This window comes from Enterobacter sp. BIDMC92 (assembly GCF_001030225.1).
GTDB classification, from domain to species: Bacteria; Pseudomonadota; Gammaproteobacteria; order Enterobacterales; family Enterobacteriaceae; genus Enterobacter; species Enterobacter sichuanensis.
Genome location: NZ_KQ087598.1, coordinates 547,353 through 561,443, shown reverse-complemented (window position 1 = coordinate 561,443; position 14,091 = coordinate 547,353). Strand labels below are relative to the sequence as shown.

The following is a 14,091-nucleotide window of genomic DNA, read 5'->3' as shown; positions in this document are numbered from 1 at the left end:
CCTGAAACGCTTAGTGACGCACGCCGTCGTCGTCTTCGTCGACGTAATCTTCGTCGTCGCCTTCTTCGCCGTCTTCACCGTTCGGATCTTCGAAGTAGGTTCCCCAGCCGTCGTATTCCACGTCAAACTTCTCGGCCAGGTTCATCAGCTGTTCTACCTGCGCGTCGATCAGCTCCGCCTTCAGCGCGCCTTCGCTCAGAATGTCGCAGCAGATGACGGTGTCGCCCTCTTCCACTTCCAGCTCTTCAGGCTCGGTCACTTCGTAACCCAGCTTGAAGGCTTCTACCGCCATTTTTTCCAGCGCGTCGAAATCATCCGCAGAGAAATGGTGCTCGATGGTGTACAGCGCGTCCGGATCGCTACCGTCTTCCAGCAGCTCTTCAATAATCAGACGCGTCTCTTCGCGTTGCTCTTCCAGTAATTCCGGGTTTGCCATGGCTCAATCCTCTTTAAAGTGCGGCAGATACTTCTATTTTCACACACGGACGGGTTTGCCTCCACCTTTGTTGGAAAGATTTGTGAAACGGGGTTGCAAATGAATAATTACACATATAAAGTGAATTTTAATTCAATTAGTGGCGTTCGCCATGTGAGGATAAAATGTCCGATTTATACAAAAAACACTTTCTGAAATTGCTCGACTTTACCCCTGCACAGTTCACTTCTCTGCTGACCCTTGCCGCACAGCTCAAAGCCGATAAGAAAAAGGGCAAGGAAGTACAAAAGCTTACCGGTAAAAACATCGCGCTCATCTTCGAAAAAGACTCGACCCGTACACGTTGCTCTTTCGAAGTTGCCGCATTTGACCAGGGCGCGCGCGTTACCTATTTAGGGCCGAGCGGCAGCCAGATTGGGCATAAAGAGTCAATTAAGGACACCGCGCGGGTTCTCGGGCGGATGTACGACGGCATTCAGTATCGCGGGCACGGCCAGGAAGTCGTCGAAACGCTGGCGCAGTATGCGGGCGTGCCGGTGTGGAACGGGCTGACCAACGAGTTTCATCCGACGCAGCTGCTGGCGGACCTGCTGACCATGCAGGAGCACCTGCCGGGCAAGGCGTTTAACGAGATGACGCTGGTCTACGCGGGCGACGCGCGCAACAACATGGGCAACTCGATGCTGGAAGCGGCGGCGCTGACCGGGCTGGATCTACGCCTGGTGGCCCCGAAAGCCTGCTGGCCGGAAGAGAGCCTGGTGGCAGAGTGCAGCGCGCTGGCGGAAAAGCACGGTGGGAAAATCACGCTGACGGAAGACGTAGCGGCGGGCGTGAAGGGCGCGGACTTTATCTATACCGACGTGTGGGTGTCGATGGGCGAAGCCAAAGAGAAGTGGGCGGAGCGGATTGCGCTGCTGCGTGGGTATCAGGTGAACGCGCAGATGATGGCGCTGACCGGCAACCCGGACGTGAAGTTCCTGCACTGTCTGCCGGCGTTCCATGACGACCAGACCACGCTCGGCAAGCAGATAGCGAAAGAGTTCGACCTGCACGGCGGGATGGAAGTGACGGACGAGGTGTTTGAGTCGGCGGCGAGCATCGTGTTCGACCAGGCGGAAAACCGGATGCATACGATTAAGGCGGTGATGGTGGCGACGCTTGGGGAGTGAGTCCTCTGCGGTCTGGTGCCCTCACCCCGGCCCTCTCCCACAGGGAGAGGGGGAAAACACTAAAAAACGACAACAGGGTTGTCGTTTTTGCTTTTACCTTGCACAGGGAGAGGGGGAACACCGGCTCCATTTCATTGATTTTTCACCCCGAAAAAGGTACGTTTTCGCCTTAATTCCAGCGTGGACATGCCAGCATTATGCCGATTATTCAGTCTGTTGAACGTGCATTGCAGATCCTCGACCTGTTCAACGAGCAGGCCACCGAGCTTAAGATCACCGACATCAGCAAACTGATGGGGCTGAGCAAGAGTACCCTCCACTCTCTGCTGAAAACCCTGCAGCTTCACGGCTATATCGATCAGAACCCGGAGAACGGCAAATATCGCCTCGGCATGAAGCTGGTCGAGCGCGGTCATTTCGTCGTGGGCTCCATCGATATTCGTCAGAAGGCGAAAGGCTGGCTGACGGAGCTGTCACAGCGGACCGGGCAGACCACCCATCTGGGGATCCTGGACGGGCGTGAAGGGGTCTATATCGAGAAGATTGAAGGCAAGCTGGCCGCCATCGCCTATTCGCGCATTGGCCGCCGCCTGCCGGTTCACGCCACCGCCATCGGCAAGGTGCTGATTGCCTGGCTGGGCGAGGCCGAGCTTAACGCCCTGCTGGAGGGCTATCAGTACACCACCTTTACTCCCGCCACCCTCTCCTCTCGCGAAGCGTTAATGGCTGCCCTGGCGCAGACCCGCGAGCAGGGTTACGCCCTGGATAGCGAAGAGAACGAGCAGGGCGTGCGCTGCGTGGCGGTGCCGGTGTGGAACCATGAGTCCCGCGTGATTGCCGCCCTGAGCCTGTCGACGCTGACCTCCCGCGTGGACGACGCCGGGCTGGCGAGTTTCCGCGAGCAGCTTCAGCAGGCCGGGCTCCAGCTGTCACGCGCGCTGGGCTACCCGGCCTGAGCCGTTAGGCCGGCTCGTAGGTGAAGTAGTCGAAGTCCGCGTGACAGCCGTCGCCGCTGATGTCCTCGCAGTGCAGCCCCACAAACGCGCCGGTGAAGAAGCCGCGCCCGCCAATGTAGTCGTCCGACAGCTTCCACGCCTCATACGTTACCGGCACGGTGTGCCACGTCTCGCCGTCAAACGAGTAGCTGTAGCGGTAGACCAGCGTATCCACGTCCACCCGCAGCCAGACGCTCTCCGCGCTCTCCGGCACCGGAATGGGCTGCTCGTGCAGCGGCCATGACGGCACGTTGTGGTCGAGCTGGATAACTTTGATGGTTCTCCCCTTCCCCTCCTCGTAGTCCACAAAGCAGTAGCTCCAGTTTTTGCTGTTGTAGTAGCAGGTCAGCCCCGCGCTCTGCTGGAAGTGGACCGGCGAGAACTGCATCCGCGTCTCGGCCCGGAAGGTGAAGTGCTGCCAGCGGCGCGCCACGGTTGACTGGGTGAAGGTCGAGTTGAGCGAATCGTTGCCATAGAGCCGTAAGAAGCCCGGGCGCGCGGTGAGCGAGCCGAGGGTGTCGTCGAACGGAATGCGCAGGGTCTGCAGTTCCGGGTCGAGCGAACTGGCGTCGAAATCCTCCCGCCAGCTGCCCTGAACGGCGACAGGCTGCTCGGCTACCTGCGGGCCTTTCACGGTCAGCTGCGCGTGCTTGCCGCCTTCCACATACGGCCAGCCGTCGCGCCACGCAATGCGGGCGATGCCGGTCTCGCGCCCCAGCGGGCAGTAGCCGCGCCCGCCGGAGGCCAGCAGCGGCACACCGGGCAGGCGCAGCGGGCGGCTGGTGAGGTAGGCCATGTACCATTCTCCGGTATGGATCTGCAGCAGCGAGCCGTGGCCGCTCTTCTGTAGCGGGTTCTCCGGCAGGTGCCAGCTGGTCATCATCGTCACGTCCGGGTGCAGCTCGTACGGCCCGTCGATATTTTTGGAACGCAGCACCACGACGGCGTGCTCGTAGCTGGTGCCGCCCTCAGCCACCATTAAGTAGTACCATCCCGCATGGCGATACAGGTGCGCGCCCTCGGTGTAGCAGAGCGGCGTGCCGGTAAACAGCGTTTTGCGCTCGGGCGAGAGCGTGCCGGTCTGCGGATCAAACTCCTGCAAAACGATGGTGTTGTGCGGATTGCTGTGGTGGCGCGGCCCCCACGGGCGGTAGAGGTAGTACTTGCGGCCATCGTCGTCGTGGAACAGGGACGGGTCAAACCCGCCGTTGCCCATCGGGATCGGCTCGCTCCACGGCCCCTCGATGGACGGCGCGGTGACGAGGAAGTTACGGCCGTTTTTCCACGGCGAGTCGACAATCTTCACGTCGGTATAGAGCAGCCAGAATTCACCGTCGGCGTAGCTCAGGCACGGCGCCCAGATGCCGCCGGAGTCCGGGTTGCCCTTCATGTCCAGCATCGACACGCGGTCCAGCGGGGTGCTGACCAGCGACCAGTTTTTCAGGTCTCGGGAGTGATAGATGCGCACGCCGGGGAACCATTCGAAGGTCGAGGTGGCGATGTAGTAGTCCTCGCCCTGGCGGCAGAGGGACGGGTCCGGGTTAAAGCCGGTCAGAATGGGATTAGTGATTTGCATAGTGCCTCCGGTTAATGGGATGCGGCTGTCGCGGCGTCGGGAACGGCCTCGCCCTGCGCCGCGCGGTGCTTGATCAGCTGCTGGCTGATGGCCTCCACGCGGGCATCGGTGAGCTTGTAGAACGACAGCATGATGAACATGCCCGCGTAGAGCACCACCGGCACCACGCAGAACAGAATTTTGATGGTGGTGAGCACCTCGACCGGCTGCACGCTGCTGCTGGCGGAGTAGTTGACGTACGCCAGGATCCAGCCCACCACCGCCCCGCCAATCGCCAGGCCAATCTTCAGGCTGAACAGGTAGGTGGAGAACACCAGCCCGTCGAGGCGGCGCCCGCTGCGGCTTTCCTCGTAATCCACCACGTCAGAGGCCATCAGCCACTGCAGCGGCGTGGTGGTGTTAAAGACAAACAGGAACAGAATGTTGAGGGCGAAAATCAGCGCGATATGCTCGGCCGGGGTGACAAAAATCAGCAGGCTGATCAGCGAGTAAGCGACGATGATCCACTTAAAGGCGGTGACGCGGTCGAAACGGCCCAGCAGGCGGGAGGAGCAGAGCGAGCCGAACATGGTGGCGAGGCTGCCGTAGAGTAAAAACTGGGTCGCCATCTCCGGATGATCCATCACGTATTTCACGAAGTAGAGCGTCGCCCCGCCGCGTACCACGTTGGAGCAGGTCGCCATCATCTTGAACGCGCACATGATGCGCCACTGGCCGTTACCGAGCAGCAGTTTGAGATCTTTCGCCACCGACGAGCCCGGCTGGACCTCAAAGGTGTAGCGCTCTTTAGTGGTGAAGAAGCAGACGTAGAGCAGCACCACGCCGGTCAGGCCCAGCACGCACATGGCGCCGAAATAGCCCACCTGCTCATCCCCTTTACCGATGATGCTCACCAGCGGCAGCGCGATGCCGCTGATGGCGAGCGAGCCCGCCGCCGCGAGGAAAAAGCGCCAGGACTGCAGGGCATGGCGCTCTTTCGGGTCGGCGGTAATGACGCCCGGCATGGCGCAGTACGGCACGTTAACGAAGGTGTAGACCAGGGTCAGGAGAATATAGGTCACGCAGGCATAGATGATTTTGCCCTGCGCGGAAAAGTCCGGCGTGTAGAAGGTCAGTACGCAGACGATGCCAAACGGGATGGCGCCCCACAGCAGGAACGGGCGGAACTGACCGTGCCGCGTGCGGGTGCGGTCCACCAACAGCCCCATCAGCGGGTCGGTCACCGCATCCAGCACGCGGGAGATTAAAAACAGCGTGCCCATAATCCCCGCCGACAGGCCGAAGACGTCGGTGTAGAAATAGGCCAGCAGGAACATGGTGGCCTGCCAGACGAAGCCGCAGGCGGTATCACCGAGCCCGTAGCCAATTTTGTCTTTCATGGTTAATTGCGTCATCAGAATTACACCCTTATGTAGTGTGCTGAATTACAACATCGTGTTAATGGAGTGTAATGAGCTGTTCAATTAACCAGCAATGGTCATATCTTATTTCTGAATTACGTTATTTTGCTTTTGTGACGCCAACGATATATCGCAAGACATTGTTTAAATTAACAAAAAACAAAAAAGCAAAAGCCATCCACGGAATATATTCCGTAGACGACAATCGCGTGAAAAATAATTAAATGCCGAGCGCTTTTTTACCGGCGTTAATTACCTCGATAATTTTATCAGTGTCATAAATACAGCCTTTCCAGGTGCCGCCGCTTACCGACTGCAGTGCCGCCCACAGCCGGGTATCGTCCGGCAAAAAGTCGTGAGCGTGCAGATCCGGGTGCGTCTGCCGCAACGCCAGCTCGCGGGCGCCCTCCTCCGGCGTCAGCGGGTGGTCCGCGGTGCCGATAAAGCTCACGCTGCCCGTCAGGGTCAGACGGTCGACCACAATCTCGATGATGTCGTTGTCGCGCAGCTTGCCAATCGGCCCGCCCGCCAGCGCCTCCGGCGACACGTGGCCGAAGCAGGCGCCTGTCGATACCCCCGAGAAGCGCGCATCGGTGATTAACGACACCGTTTTGCCCCACGAGATATGCTTCAGCGCGGAGGTAAGCTGGTAGGTCTCTTCCATGCCGGTGCCGGACGGGCCGCCGCCGATCACCACCATGATATCGCCCTGCTTAATCTCTTCCCGCTTGATGGCCTTAATCGCCTGCGCTTCCGAGACAAACACCCGCGCCCTGCCGGTGTGGCGGTAAACGCCATCGTCACCCACCACAGACGGGTCGATCGCCGTGGCCTTGATCACCGATCCTTCCGGCGCGATGTTGCCCGTCGGGAAGCAGACCGTCGAGGTCAGCCCTTTCGCTTTTGCCTTCTCCGGCGGCAGGATCACGTCATCCGGATCCACGCCGTCCTGCTCCCGCAGGCACTGGCGGAAGCGCGCCCGGCGCTCGGACGCCTGCCACCAGTCGAGGTTCTCACCTACCGTCTGGCCGGTCACGGTCATGGCGTCCAGGTGCAGCAGGCCGAGATCGCGCAGGTGGAGCATCACCTCCGGCACGCCGCCGGCGAGGAACGCCCTCACGGTCGGATGGTAGTCCGGGCCGTTGGGCAGCACGCTCACCAGGCGCGGCACCTTACGGTTGATGCGCGTCCAGTGTTCAACATCCGGAATAGTGCAGCCCGCCGCGTGGGCGATGGCCGGAATGTGCAGCAGTAAATTGGTCGAGCCGCCGAACGCCGCGTGGATCACCATCGCATTTTCGATGGCTTTATCGGTGAGGATATCCCGTGTGGTGATGCCGCGGTTATCCAGCTCGCTCACCGCCCGCGCCGACTGGCGGGCGATCTCCAGCCACACCGCCTGTCCGGACGGCGCCAGCGCGGAGTGCGGCAGCGCCAGACCCAGCGCTTCCGCGACCACCTGCGAGGTGCCCGCCGTGCCGAGGAACTGGCAGCCGCCACCCGGCGACGCGCAGGCGCGACAGCCCAGCTCGGCGGCCTCCTGCAACGAGAGTTCATGGTTGGCGAAGCGCGCGCCGATGGTCTGCACCTTGCCCGCGTCTTCCCCCACGGTCGGCGGCAGCGTCGCCCCGCCCGGCACCAGAATGGTCGGCAGGTCGTGCATCGAGGCCAGGGCAATCATGGTGGCGGGCAGCCCTTTGTCGCAGGTTGCGACGCCAATCACCGCCCGGCGCGTCGGCAGGGAGCGGATCAGGCGGCGAAAGACGATCGCCGCGTCGTTGCGGTACGGCAGGGAGTCGAACATGCCGTGCGTGCCCTGTGAGCGCCCGTCGCACGGATCGCTGACGAAGGCCGCAAACGGGATCCCGCCGTTGCGGGTGATCTCCTTCGCCGCCGCCTGCATCTGCATACCGATCTCCCAGTGCCCGGTGTGGTAGCCCAGCGCGACCGGGCGTCCGTCTCCGGCGCGGATGCCGCCCTGGGTGCCGATAATCAGCACCTCTTTACCGGTCAGCTTGTTGGCATCCCAGCCCATCCCGGCGTTCTGCGTCATGCCGAACAGGTTGCCGCTGGGGGATTCCATCAGCATCTGCGGGGTCAGCGGCAGCGCCCCCTGCGGCCCCGCCGCATGGGTGATCACCGCATAAAACGCATCATCCTGCGGGGTGAAAATTTTCTCGATGGTCATGGTTATCGTCCGGCTCAGCAGAGCTTGAGCTGTTGCAGCAGGGTTTTCAGCTGCGCCTTACGCGGCTCGTCCAGCGGTGACGCGGGCGGCAGCACGTGCGTGGAAATCGGGCGGCCGCAGAGCACGATCGCCTCTTTAATCACGTTCACAAACGGCGTATCCAGCTGATACATCTGCGGAATTTGCAGTAAGGTCTGATGATACTCAGCCGCCTTCGCCACGTCTTTATCCCGCCAGGCTTTCAGCAGATTTACCGACACCTGCGGAGCAAAATTGCCGCTCGCCGAGATCGCCCCGTCGCCGCCGAGCAGCAGGGTATTAAAGAGATGATCGTCGTAACCGCATAGCACGGAGAAGTGCGGATGCGCCGCTTTGACAGTGTGGATCATGCTGCGCAGGTGGGCGACGGAGTCGATGGTGTCTTTGATGCCGATAATATTGCTGCGCGAGTCGGCCAGGGTTTTCACCAGCGCCGGGGTCAGATCCTGCCCGGTCAGCGCCGGGAAGTTATAGAGTATCACCGGCAGCGTCACGCTGTCGGCCACCTGTTCGAAGTAGCGAATCAGGTTCGCTTCCGACACTTTCCAGTAGTAGGGGTTGATCACCACGATGCCGTCCGCACCCTCCTGCTGGGCGTGCTGGCTCAGTTCAATGGTTTCCCGGGCGTTGGTGCCGCCGGTGCCGATCAGCACCGGCACACGACGATCGACATGATCAATAGCGAAGCGGGCAACGGTTTTACGCTCTTCGGCGCTGAGCTGGGAGAATTCGCCGCCGCTGCCGAGGAAGAACAGGCCGTCAACGCCTGCGGCGATCAGATCGTCAATCAGTGCGGCGGTGCCCGGCTTATCGAGCTGGCCATCGGCGGTAAATATGGTGGAGACGGGGGGAATGATCCCCGTGAACAACGCGGACTGCGGCATGAGATCTCCTTGCTGAATCATTTTGTTCTACATTATAGAACAGCGTTCATTAATTTAACGATCATACTATGACGCAGAAAAAGCGCAGGTAAATGGGAAGGGTTGAGGGAGTGCGGGAAATTTAAGCTGGATCACATTATGCGAGGGGATGTGCCCCAGCGCATGTTTATCGGGCGCGGTGTTAATTTGCTGTTAATCCCTCGCAGGCATTTATGCAGTAGTTATGCATAACCTCAGCACGGCGTAATGACACCGCGGCGCTAAGTTGCTGATCGTACTGCTTTCATCATAAAACTCGCGGCAGCTTCACACTTTATCATTTTAATAATTTGCTAATAAATCCCATAATTATTTATTGATTTTTCTTAAGTCAAAAATAGTTAATTGATAATTATGCATAGTCATTCCACTGATATAATTAAATCATTTAAAATCAATCATATAACAAATTATGCCAAAGCATTAAATTCTACAAAATAATAACAAACCCAAATAATGCCAACGGATCCTGCTTAGCTATTCACCCGCCAACAATATCAAATTAATCATTATCTGATGCGAATCATGCAAATGAAAACAAATCCTCCGATCGCTAATTTCACGTGAGCAACATCACAATACGGTTTATTTAAGCGCCTACTATTGACCACGAAATCAATTGAGCTTAGCCGCCATGTAATTAAGCAAATATGGCGCATGCCCTTTTTATTCTGAAAAACAGTTAAAGGAATAATTATGGAAAAGCATTATGTCGGTTCTGAAATTGGTCAATTGCGTAGCGTTATGCTGCACCGCCCAAATTTAAGTCTGAAACGGTTAACGCCGTCGAATTGTCAGGAGCTGCTTTTCGATGACGTGCTCTCGGTTGAACGGGCGGGTGAAGAGCATGACATTTTCGCAAACACGCTGCGCGAGCAGGGTGTGGAAGTCCTGCTGTTGACCGACCTTCTGACGCAAACCCTTGATATCGCAGAGGCGAAAGCCTGGCTGCTGGAGACGCAAATCTCCGACTATCGCCTTGGGCCCACCTTTGCCGGCGACGTCCGCGGCTGGCTGGCGGATATGCCGCACCGCGAACTGGCGCGCAGATTAAGCGGCGGGTTAACCTACGGTGAAATTCCGGCGGCCATTAAAAATATGGTCGTCGATACCCACACGGCGAATGATTTTATTATGAAGCCGCTGCCAAACCATTTATTTACTCGTGATACTTCGTGCTGGATTTATAACGGCGTGTCCATTAACCCGATGGCCAAACCAGCTCGTCAGCGCGAAACCAATAACCTGCGGGCAATATATCGCTGGCACCCGGCATTCGCCGACGGGGAATTTATTAAGTATTTCGGTGATGAAAATATTAATTACGACCACGCCACTTTAGAAGGCGGTGACGTATTAGTGATTGGCCGCGGCGCGGTGTTGATCGGCATGTCCGAACGCACCACCCCGCAGGGGGTGGAGTTCCTCGCCAACAGCCTGTTCAAACACCGCCAGGCCGAGCGCGTGATCGCCGTTGAGCTGCCAAAACACCGCTCCTGCATGCACCTCGACACCGTGATGACCCACATCGATGTCGACACCTTCTCCGTCTACCCGGAAGTGGTGCGCAAAGACGCCCACTGCTGGACGCTCACCCCGGATGGCCGCGGCGGCCTGCTGCGCACCCAGGAAACCGACCTGCTGCACGCCATTGAAAAAGCCCTCGGCATTAATCAGGTGCGTCTGATCACCACCGGCGGCGACGCCTTTGAGGCCGAACGCGAGCAGTGGAACGACGCCAATAACGTACTGACCATTCGCCCGGGCGTGGTGATCGGCTACGAGCGCAACGTCTGGACCAACGAGAAGTACGACAAGGCCGGTATCACCGTGCTGCCCATCCCGGGCGACGAGCTTGGACGCGGGCGCGGCGGCGCGCGCTGCATGAGCTGCCCGCTGGAACGCGACGGAATTTAAGGAGCCATCATGGAACGAAAACCCACTCTGGTTGTGGCCCTGGGCGGCAACGCCCTGCTCAGGCGCGGCGAACCGTTAGAGGCCGACATCCAGCGCCAGAACATTGAGCTTGCCGCCCGCACCATCGCCGGGCTGACGGCGCAGTGGCGCGTGGTGCTGGTGCACGGCAACGGGCCGCAGGTCGGGCTGCTGGCGCTGCAGAACAGCGCCTACGACAAGGTCGCCCCTTATCCGCTGGACGTTCTCGGCGCGGAAAGCCAGGGGATGATCGGCTACATGCTCCAGCAGGCGCTGAAAAACAGCCTGCCCCAGCGCGAGGTGAGCGTCCTGCTCACTCAGGTGGAGGTGGACGCCGCCGACCCGGCCTTCAGCAACCCGACCAAGTACATCGGCCCGGTCTACAGCGAAGCGCAGGCAAAAACGCTGGCCGCGGAGAAAGGCTGGGTATTCAGGGCCGACGGCGGCTATTTCCGCCGCGTGGTGCCCTCTCCACAGCCGAAGCGCATCGTTGAGCGCGACGCCATCACGGCGCTTATTCAGCGCGACCACCTGGTGATCTGCAACGGCGGCGGCGGCGTGCCGGTGGTGGAAAACGCCAACGGCTATCGCGGGATTGAGGCTGTGATCGACAAAGACCTCTCCGCCGCCCTGCTGGCGCGCCAGATCGAGGCCGATGCCCTGCTGATCCTCACCGATGCCGACGCGGTGTACCTCGACTGGGGCAAACCGACCCAACGCCCGCTGGCGCAGGTGACGCCGGAACTGCTCAGGGGCATGCAGTTCGACGCCGGATCGATGGGGCCGAAGGTGGCCGCCTGTCGCGAGTTCGTTGAAACCTGCAACGGGATTGCCGGCATTGGCGCGCTGGCCGACGGCGCGGAGATCCTGGCGGGCGAGAAAGGCACGTTGATTCGTAACTGAGCACACATTTTAAAAAGGATTAACCCATGACCATCAACCTGAAAAACCGCAACTTCCTCAAACTGCTGGACTACACCCCGGCAGAGATCCAGTACCTGATCGACCTCGCCATCGAGCTGAAGGCCGCCAAAAAAGCCGGGCGCGAGAAGCAAACCCTGGTCGGGAAAAACATCGCCCTGATCTTTGAAAAAACCTCCACCCGCACCCGCTGCGCCTTTGAAGTGGGCGCGTTCGACCAGGGCGCGCAGGTCACCTACCTCGGCCCAAGCGGCTCGCAGATCGGCCATAAAGAGTCGATGAAAGACACCGCCCGCGTCTTAGGCCGCATGTATGACGGCATCGAATACCGCGGCTATGGGCAGGCCATCGTCGAGGAGCTGGGCGAGTACGCGGGCGTGCCGGTGTGGAACGGCCTGACCGACGAATTCCACCCAACGCAAATCCTCGCCGACCTGATGACCATGCTGGAGCACGCGCCGGGTAAAACCCTGCCGGAGCTGAGCTTTGCCTATCTCGGCGACGCGCGAAACAACATGGGCAACTCGCTGATGGTCGGCGCGGCCAAAATGGGGATGGATATCCGCCTCGTCGCGCCGAAATCCTTCTGGCCGGAAGCAGGTCTGGTTGAGCAGTGCCGCGCCATCGCTAAAGAGACGGGCGCGCGCATCACCCTTACCGACGACGTGGAAGAGGGCGTGAAGGGAGCGGATTTCCTCTACACCGACGTGTGGGTCTCTATGGGCGAGCCGAAGGAGGCCTGGGCCGAGCGCGTCAGCCTGATGAAGCCGTATCAAATCAACGCGGACGTCATGAAGGCCACCGGCAACCCGAACGTCAAGTTTATGCACTGCCTGCCGGCGTTCCACAACGAGCACACCAAAGTGGGCCGTGAAATCGAGATGGCCTATGGCCTGAAGGGGCTGGAGGTGACGGAAGAGGTCTTTGAATCACCGAACTCCATCGTCTTCGGCGAAGCTGAGAACCGCATGCACACCATTAAAGCGGTCATGGTGGCGACACTCGGCGACTAATCACCGCCCGGCGCGCCGCGGGGTGCGCCGGGTTTAAGGAGAACATCATGGGCAAGTTCAAGTTTCCCTCCGCTTACACCATTCTCTTCTTTCTGATTGCCGTCGTCGCCGCGCTGAGCTGGATTATCCCGGCCGGTCAGTACCAGATGGCAATGAACGAGGCATTAGGCAAAGAAGTGCCGGTTGCCGGTACCTATGCGCACGTGGCGGCACATCCGCAGGGCCTCGTTTCCGTCCTGATGGCGCCCATCGCCGGGCTGTACGATCCGGTTTCCGGCCAGGCCGGGGCGATCGACGTGGCGCTGTTTATTCTGATCATCGGGGGATTTCTCGGGATCGTCACCAAAACCGGGGCGATTGACGCCGGGATCGAGCGCGTCACCACCCGGCTGCGCGGACGCGAAGAGTGGATGATCCCGATCCTGATGGCGCTGTTTGCCGCAGGCGGCACGATTTACGGCATGGCCGAGGAGTCGCTGCCCTTCTACACCCTGCTGGTGCCGGTAATGCTGGCCGCCCGGTTCGACCCGGTTGTCGCCGCCTCCACCGTGCTGCTCGGCGCGGGGATCGGCACGCTCGGCTCCACCATTAACCCGTTCGCGACGGTGATCGCCGCCAACGCCGCCGGGATCCCCTTCACCAACGGCATCATGTTGCGCATCGCGCTGCTGGTGATTGGCTGGGTCATCTGCGTGGCGTGGGTGATGCGTTACGCCCGTAAGGTGCGTCAGGACCCGTCGCTGTCGATCGTCGCCGACAAGCAGGAGGAGAACCGCGCCCATTTCCTCGGCAACAAAGGGGAGCAGTCGCTGGAATTTACCCCGGTGCGCAAAATCATCCTCGTGATTTTTGCCCTCGCGTTCGCGGTGATGATTTACGGCGTGGCGGTGCTGGGCTGGTGGATGGCGGAGATCTCGGCGGTGTTTCTCGCCAGCGCCATCATCGTGGGGCTTATCGCCCGCATGAGCGAAGAGGAGCTGACCTCAACCTTTATCAACGGCGCACGAGATTTGCTGGGCGTCGCGCTGATTATCGGCATTGCGCGCGGTATCGTAGTCATCATGGATAAGGGCATGATTACCCACACCATTTTGCACAGCGCGGAAGGGCTGGTCAGCGGGTTGTCCACGGTGGCGTTTATCAACGTGATGTACTGGCTGGAGGTCGTGCTGTCATTTCTTGTGCCTTCTTCATCCGGCCTGGCCGTTCTGACGATGCCGATCATGGCACCGCTGGCCGATTTCGCTAACGTCAACCGCGACCTGGTGGTGACGGCTTACCAGTCTGCCTCCGGCATCGTTAACCTCGTCACGCCAACCTCAGCCGTGGTGATGGGCGGTCTGGCTATCGCCCGGGTGCCTTACGTGCGTTACCTGAAATGGGTGGCGCCGCTGCTGGCGATCCTGACGGTGGTGATTATGGTGGCGTTAAGCCTGGGGGCGGTGTTGTGATGTGTTGACGTTGTAGGCCCGGTAAGCGTAGCGCCACCGGGCGTT

Annotated in this window: 12 protein-coding genes; 7 read left to right on the top strand and 5 right to left on the bottom strand. The window is 59.9% G+C overall.

The window, feature by feature from the left end; translation table 11 throughout:
• Window positions 1-10: 10 nt before the first annotated feature.
• On the bottom strand, window positions 11-436 hold the full coding sequence (rraB, locus tag SP99_RS02550) for a ribonuclease E inhibitor RraB (RefSeq protein WP_008501374.1): 426 nt from the start codon (window positions 434-436) through the stop codon (window positions 11-13).
• Between the two features lie 99 nt (window positions 437-535).
• On the opposite strand from rraB, the gene argL reads away from it, so the two are divergent.
• The 3 genes from argL (at window position 536) to xynR (ending at window position 2,561) form a co-directional block, all read left to right on the top strand.
• Window positions 536-631 carry a putative translational regulatory protein ArgL gene (argL, locus tag SP99_RS24960; RefSeq protein WP_213375672.1) on the top strand — a complete coding sequence of 32 codons (96 nt, stop codon included), beginning with the start codon at window positions 536-538 and terminating at the stop codon, window positions 629-631.
• On the top strand, window positions 601-1,605 hold the full coding sequence (argF, locus tag SP99_RS02545) for an ornithine carbamoyltransferase (RefSeq protein WP_047957645.1): 1,005 nt from the start codon (window positions 601-603) through the stop codon (window positions 1,603-1,605). The genes argL and argF (SP99_RS02545) overlap by 31 nt, the downstream gene beginning before the upstream one ends.
• A gap of 197 nt (window positions 1,606-1,802) precedes the next feature.
• Entirely contained in the window at window positions 1,803-2,561 is a 759-nt protein-coding gene (gene xynR, locus SP99_RS02540) for a DNA-binding transcriptional repressor XynR (protein ID WP_047957644.1), read from the top strand.
• A gap of 4 nt (window positions 2,562-2,565) precedes the next feature.
• Here the strand turns inward: xynR and SP99_RS02535 are convergent, their stop codons facing one another.
• The 4 genes from SP99_RS02535 to yagE all read right to left on the bottom strand — a co-directional run bounded on the left by SP99_RS02535 (window position 2,566) and on the right by yagE (window position 8,687).
• Window positions 2,566-4,176 carry a glycoside hydrolase family 43 protein gene (locus SP99_RS02535; protein WP_047957643.1) on the bottom strand — a complete coding sequence of 537 codons (1,611 nt, stop codon included), beginning with the start codon at window positions 4,174-4,176 and terminating at the stop codon, window positions 2,566-2,568.
• 11 nt (window positions 4,177-4,187) lie between these two features.
• Complete coding sequence (locus tag SP99_RS02530) at window positions 4,188-5,570, bottom strand: MFS transporter (protein WP_023293405.1); 1,383 nt, start codon at window positions 5,568-5,570, stop codon at window positions 4,188-4,190.
• Between the two features lie 226 nt (window positions 5,571-5,796).
• Entirely contained in the window at window positions 5,797-7,764 is a 1,968-nt protein-coding gene (gene yagF / locus SP99_RS02525; RefSeq protein ID WP_047957642.1) for a xylonate dehydratase YagF, read from the bottom strand.
• 14 nt (window positions 7,765-7,778) lie between these two features.
• Complete coding sequence (gene yagE / locus SP99_RS02520) at window positions 7,779-8,687, bottom strand: 2-keto-3-deoxygluconate aldolase (protein WP_047957641.1); 909 nt, start codon at window positions 8,685-8,687, stop codon at window positions 7,779-7,781.
• A 735-nt stretch (window positions 8,688-9,422) separates the two neighbouring features.
• Between yagE and arcA the strand changes: the two genes are divergently transcribed.
• Genes arcA through SP99_RS02500 form a run of 4 tightly spaced genes read left to right on the top strand, consistent with a single transcriptional unit; the run spans window position 9,423 to window position 14,046 of the window.
• On the top strand, window positions 9,423-10,643 hold the full coding sequence (gene arcA / locus SP99_RS02515) for an arginine deiminase (RefSeq protein WP_047957640.1): 1,221 nt from the start codon (window positions 9,423-9,425) through the stop codon (window positions 10,641-10,643).
• A gap of 9 nt (window positions 10,644-10,652) precedes the next feature.
• On the top strand, window positions 10,653-11,564 hold the full coding sequence (arcC, locus tag SP99_RS02510) for a carbamate kinase (protein WP_047957639.1): 912 nt from the start codon (window positions 10,653-10,655) through the stop codon (window positions 11,562-11,564).
• 26 nt (window positions 11,565-11,590) lie between these two features.
• Window positions 11,591-12,595, top strand: coding sequence for an ornithine carbamoyltransferase (gene argF / locus SP99_RS02505; RefSeq protein ID WP_047957638.1), 1,005 nt, complete (start codon window positions 11,591-11,593; stop codon window positions 12,593-12,595).
• A 47-nt stretch (window positions 12,596-12,642) separates the two neighbouring features.
• Window positions 12,643-14,046, top strand: a complete 1,404-nt coding sequence (locus SP99_RS02500) for a YfcC family protein (RefSeq protein WP_025759898.1) — start codon at window positions 12,643-12,645, stop codon at window positions 14,044-14,046.
• The last annotated feature ends 45 nt before the right edge of the window (window positions 14,047-14,091 follow it).

What these genes read in the sequence shown, in the direction of transcription:
- rraB (WP_008501374.1), bottom strand. Translation starts at nt 436, where the DNA reads ATGGCAAACCCGGAATTACTGGAAGAGCAACGCGAAGAGACGCGTCTG.
- argL (WP_213375672.1), top strand. Translation starts at nt 536, where the DNA reads ATGAATAATTACACATATAAAGTGAATTTTAATTCAATTAGTGGCGTT.
- argF (WP_047957645.1), top strand. Translation starts at nt 601, where the DNA reads ATGTCCGATTTATACAAAAAACACTTTCTGAAATTGCTCGACTTTACC.
- xynR (WP_047957644.1), top strand. Translation starts at nt 1,803, where the DNA reads ATGCCGATTATTCAGTCTGTTGAACGTGCATTGCAGATCCTCGACCTG.
- SP99_RS02535 (WP_047957643.1), bottom strand. Translation starts at nt 4,176, where the DNA reads ATGCAAATCACTAATCCCATTCTGACCGGCTTTAACCCGGACCCGTCC.
- SP99_RS02530 (WP_023293405.1), bottom strand. Translation starts at nt 5,570, where the DNA reads ATGACGCAATTAACCATGAAAGACAAAATTGGCTACGGGCTCGGTGAT.
- yagF (WP_047957642.1), bottom strand. Translation starts at nt 7,764, where the DNA reads ATGACCATCGAGAAAATTTTCACCCCGCAGGATGATGCGTTTTATGCG.
- yagE (WP_047957641.1), bottom strand. Translation starts at nt 8,687, where the DNA reads ATGCCGCAGTCCGCGTTGTTCACGGGGATCATTCCCCCCGTCTCCACC.
- arcA (WP_047957640.1), top strand. Translation starts at nt 9,423, where the DNA reads ATGGAAAAGCATTATGTCGGTTCTGAAATTGGTCAATTGCGTAGCGTT.
- arcC (WP_047957639.1), top strand. Translation starts at nt 10,653, where the DNA reads ATGGAACGAAAACCCACTCTGGTTGTGGCCCTGGGCGGCAACGCCCTG.
- argF (WP_047957638.1), top strand. Translation starts at nt 11,591, where the DNA reads ATGACCATCAACCTGAAAAACCGCAACTTCCTCAAACTGCTGGACTAC.
- SP99_RS02500 (WP_025759898.1), top strand. Translation starts at nt 12,643, where the DNA reads ATGGGCAAGTTCAAGTTTCCCTCCGCTTACACCATTCTCTTCTTTCTG.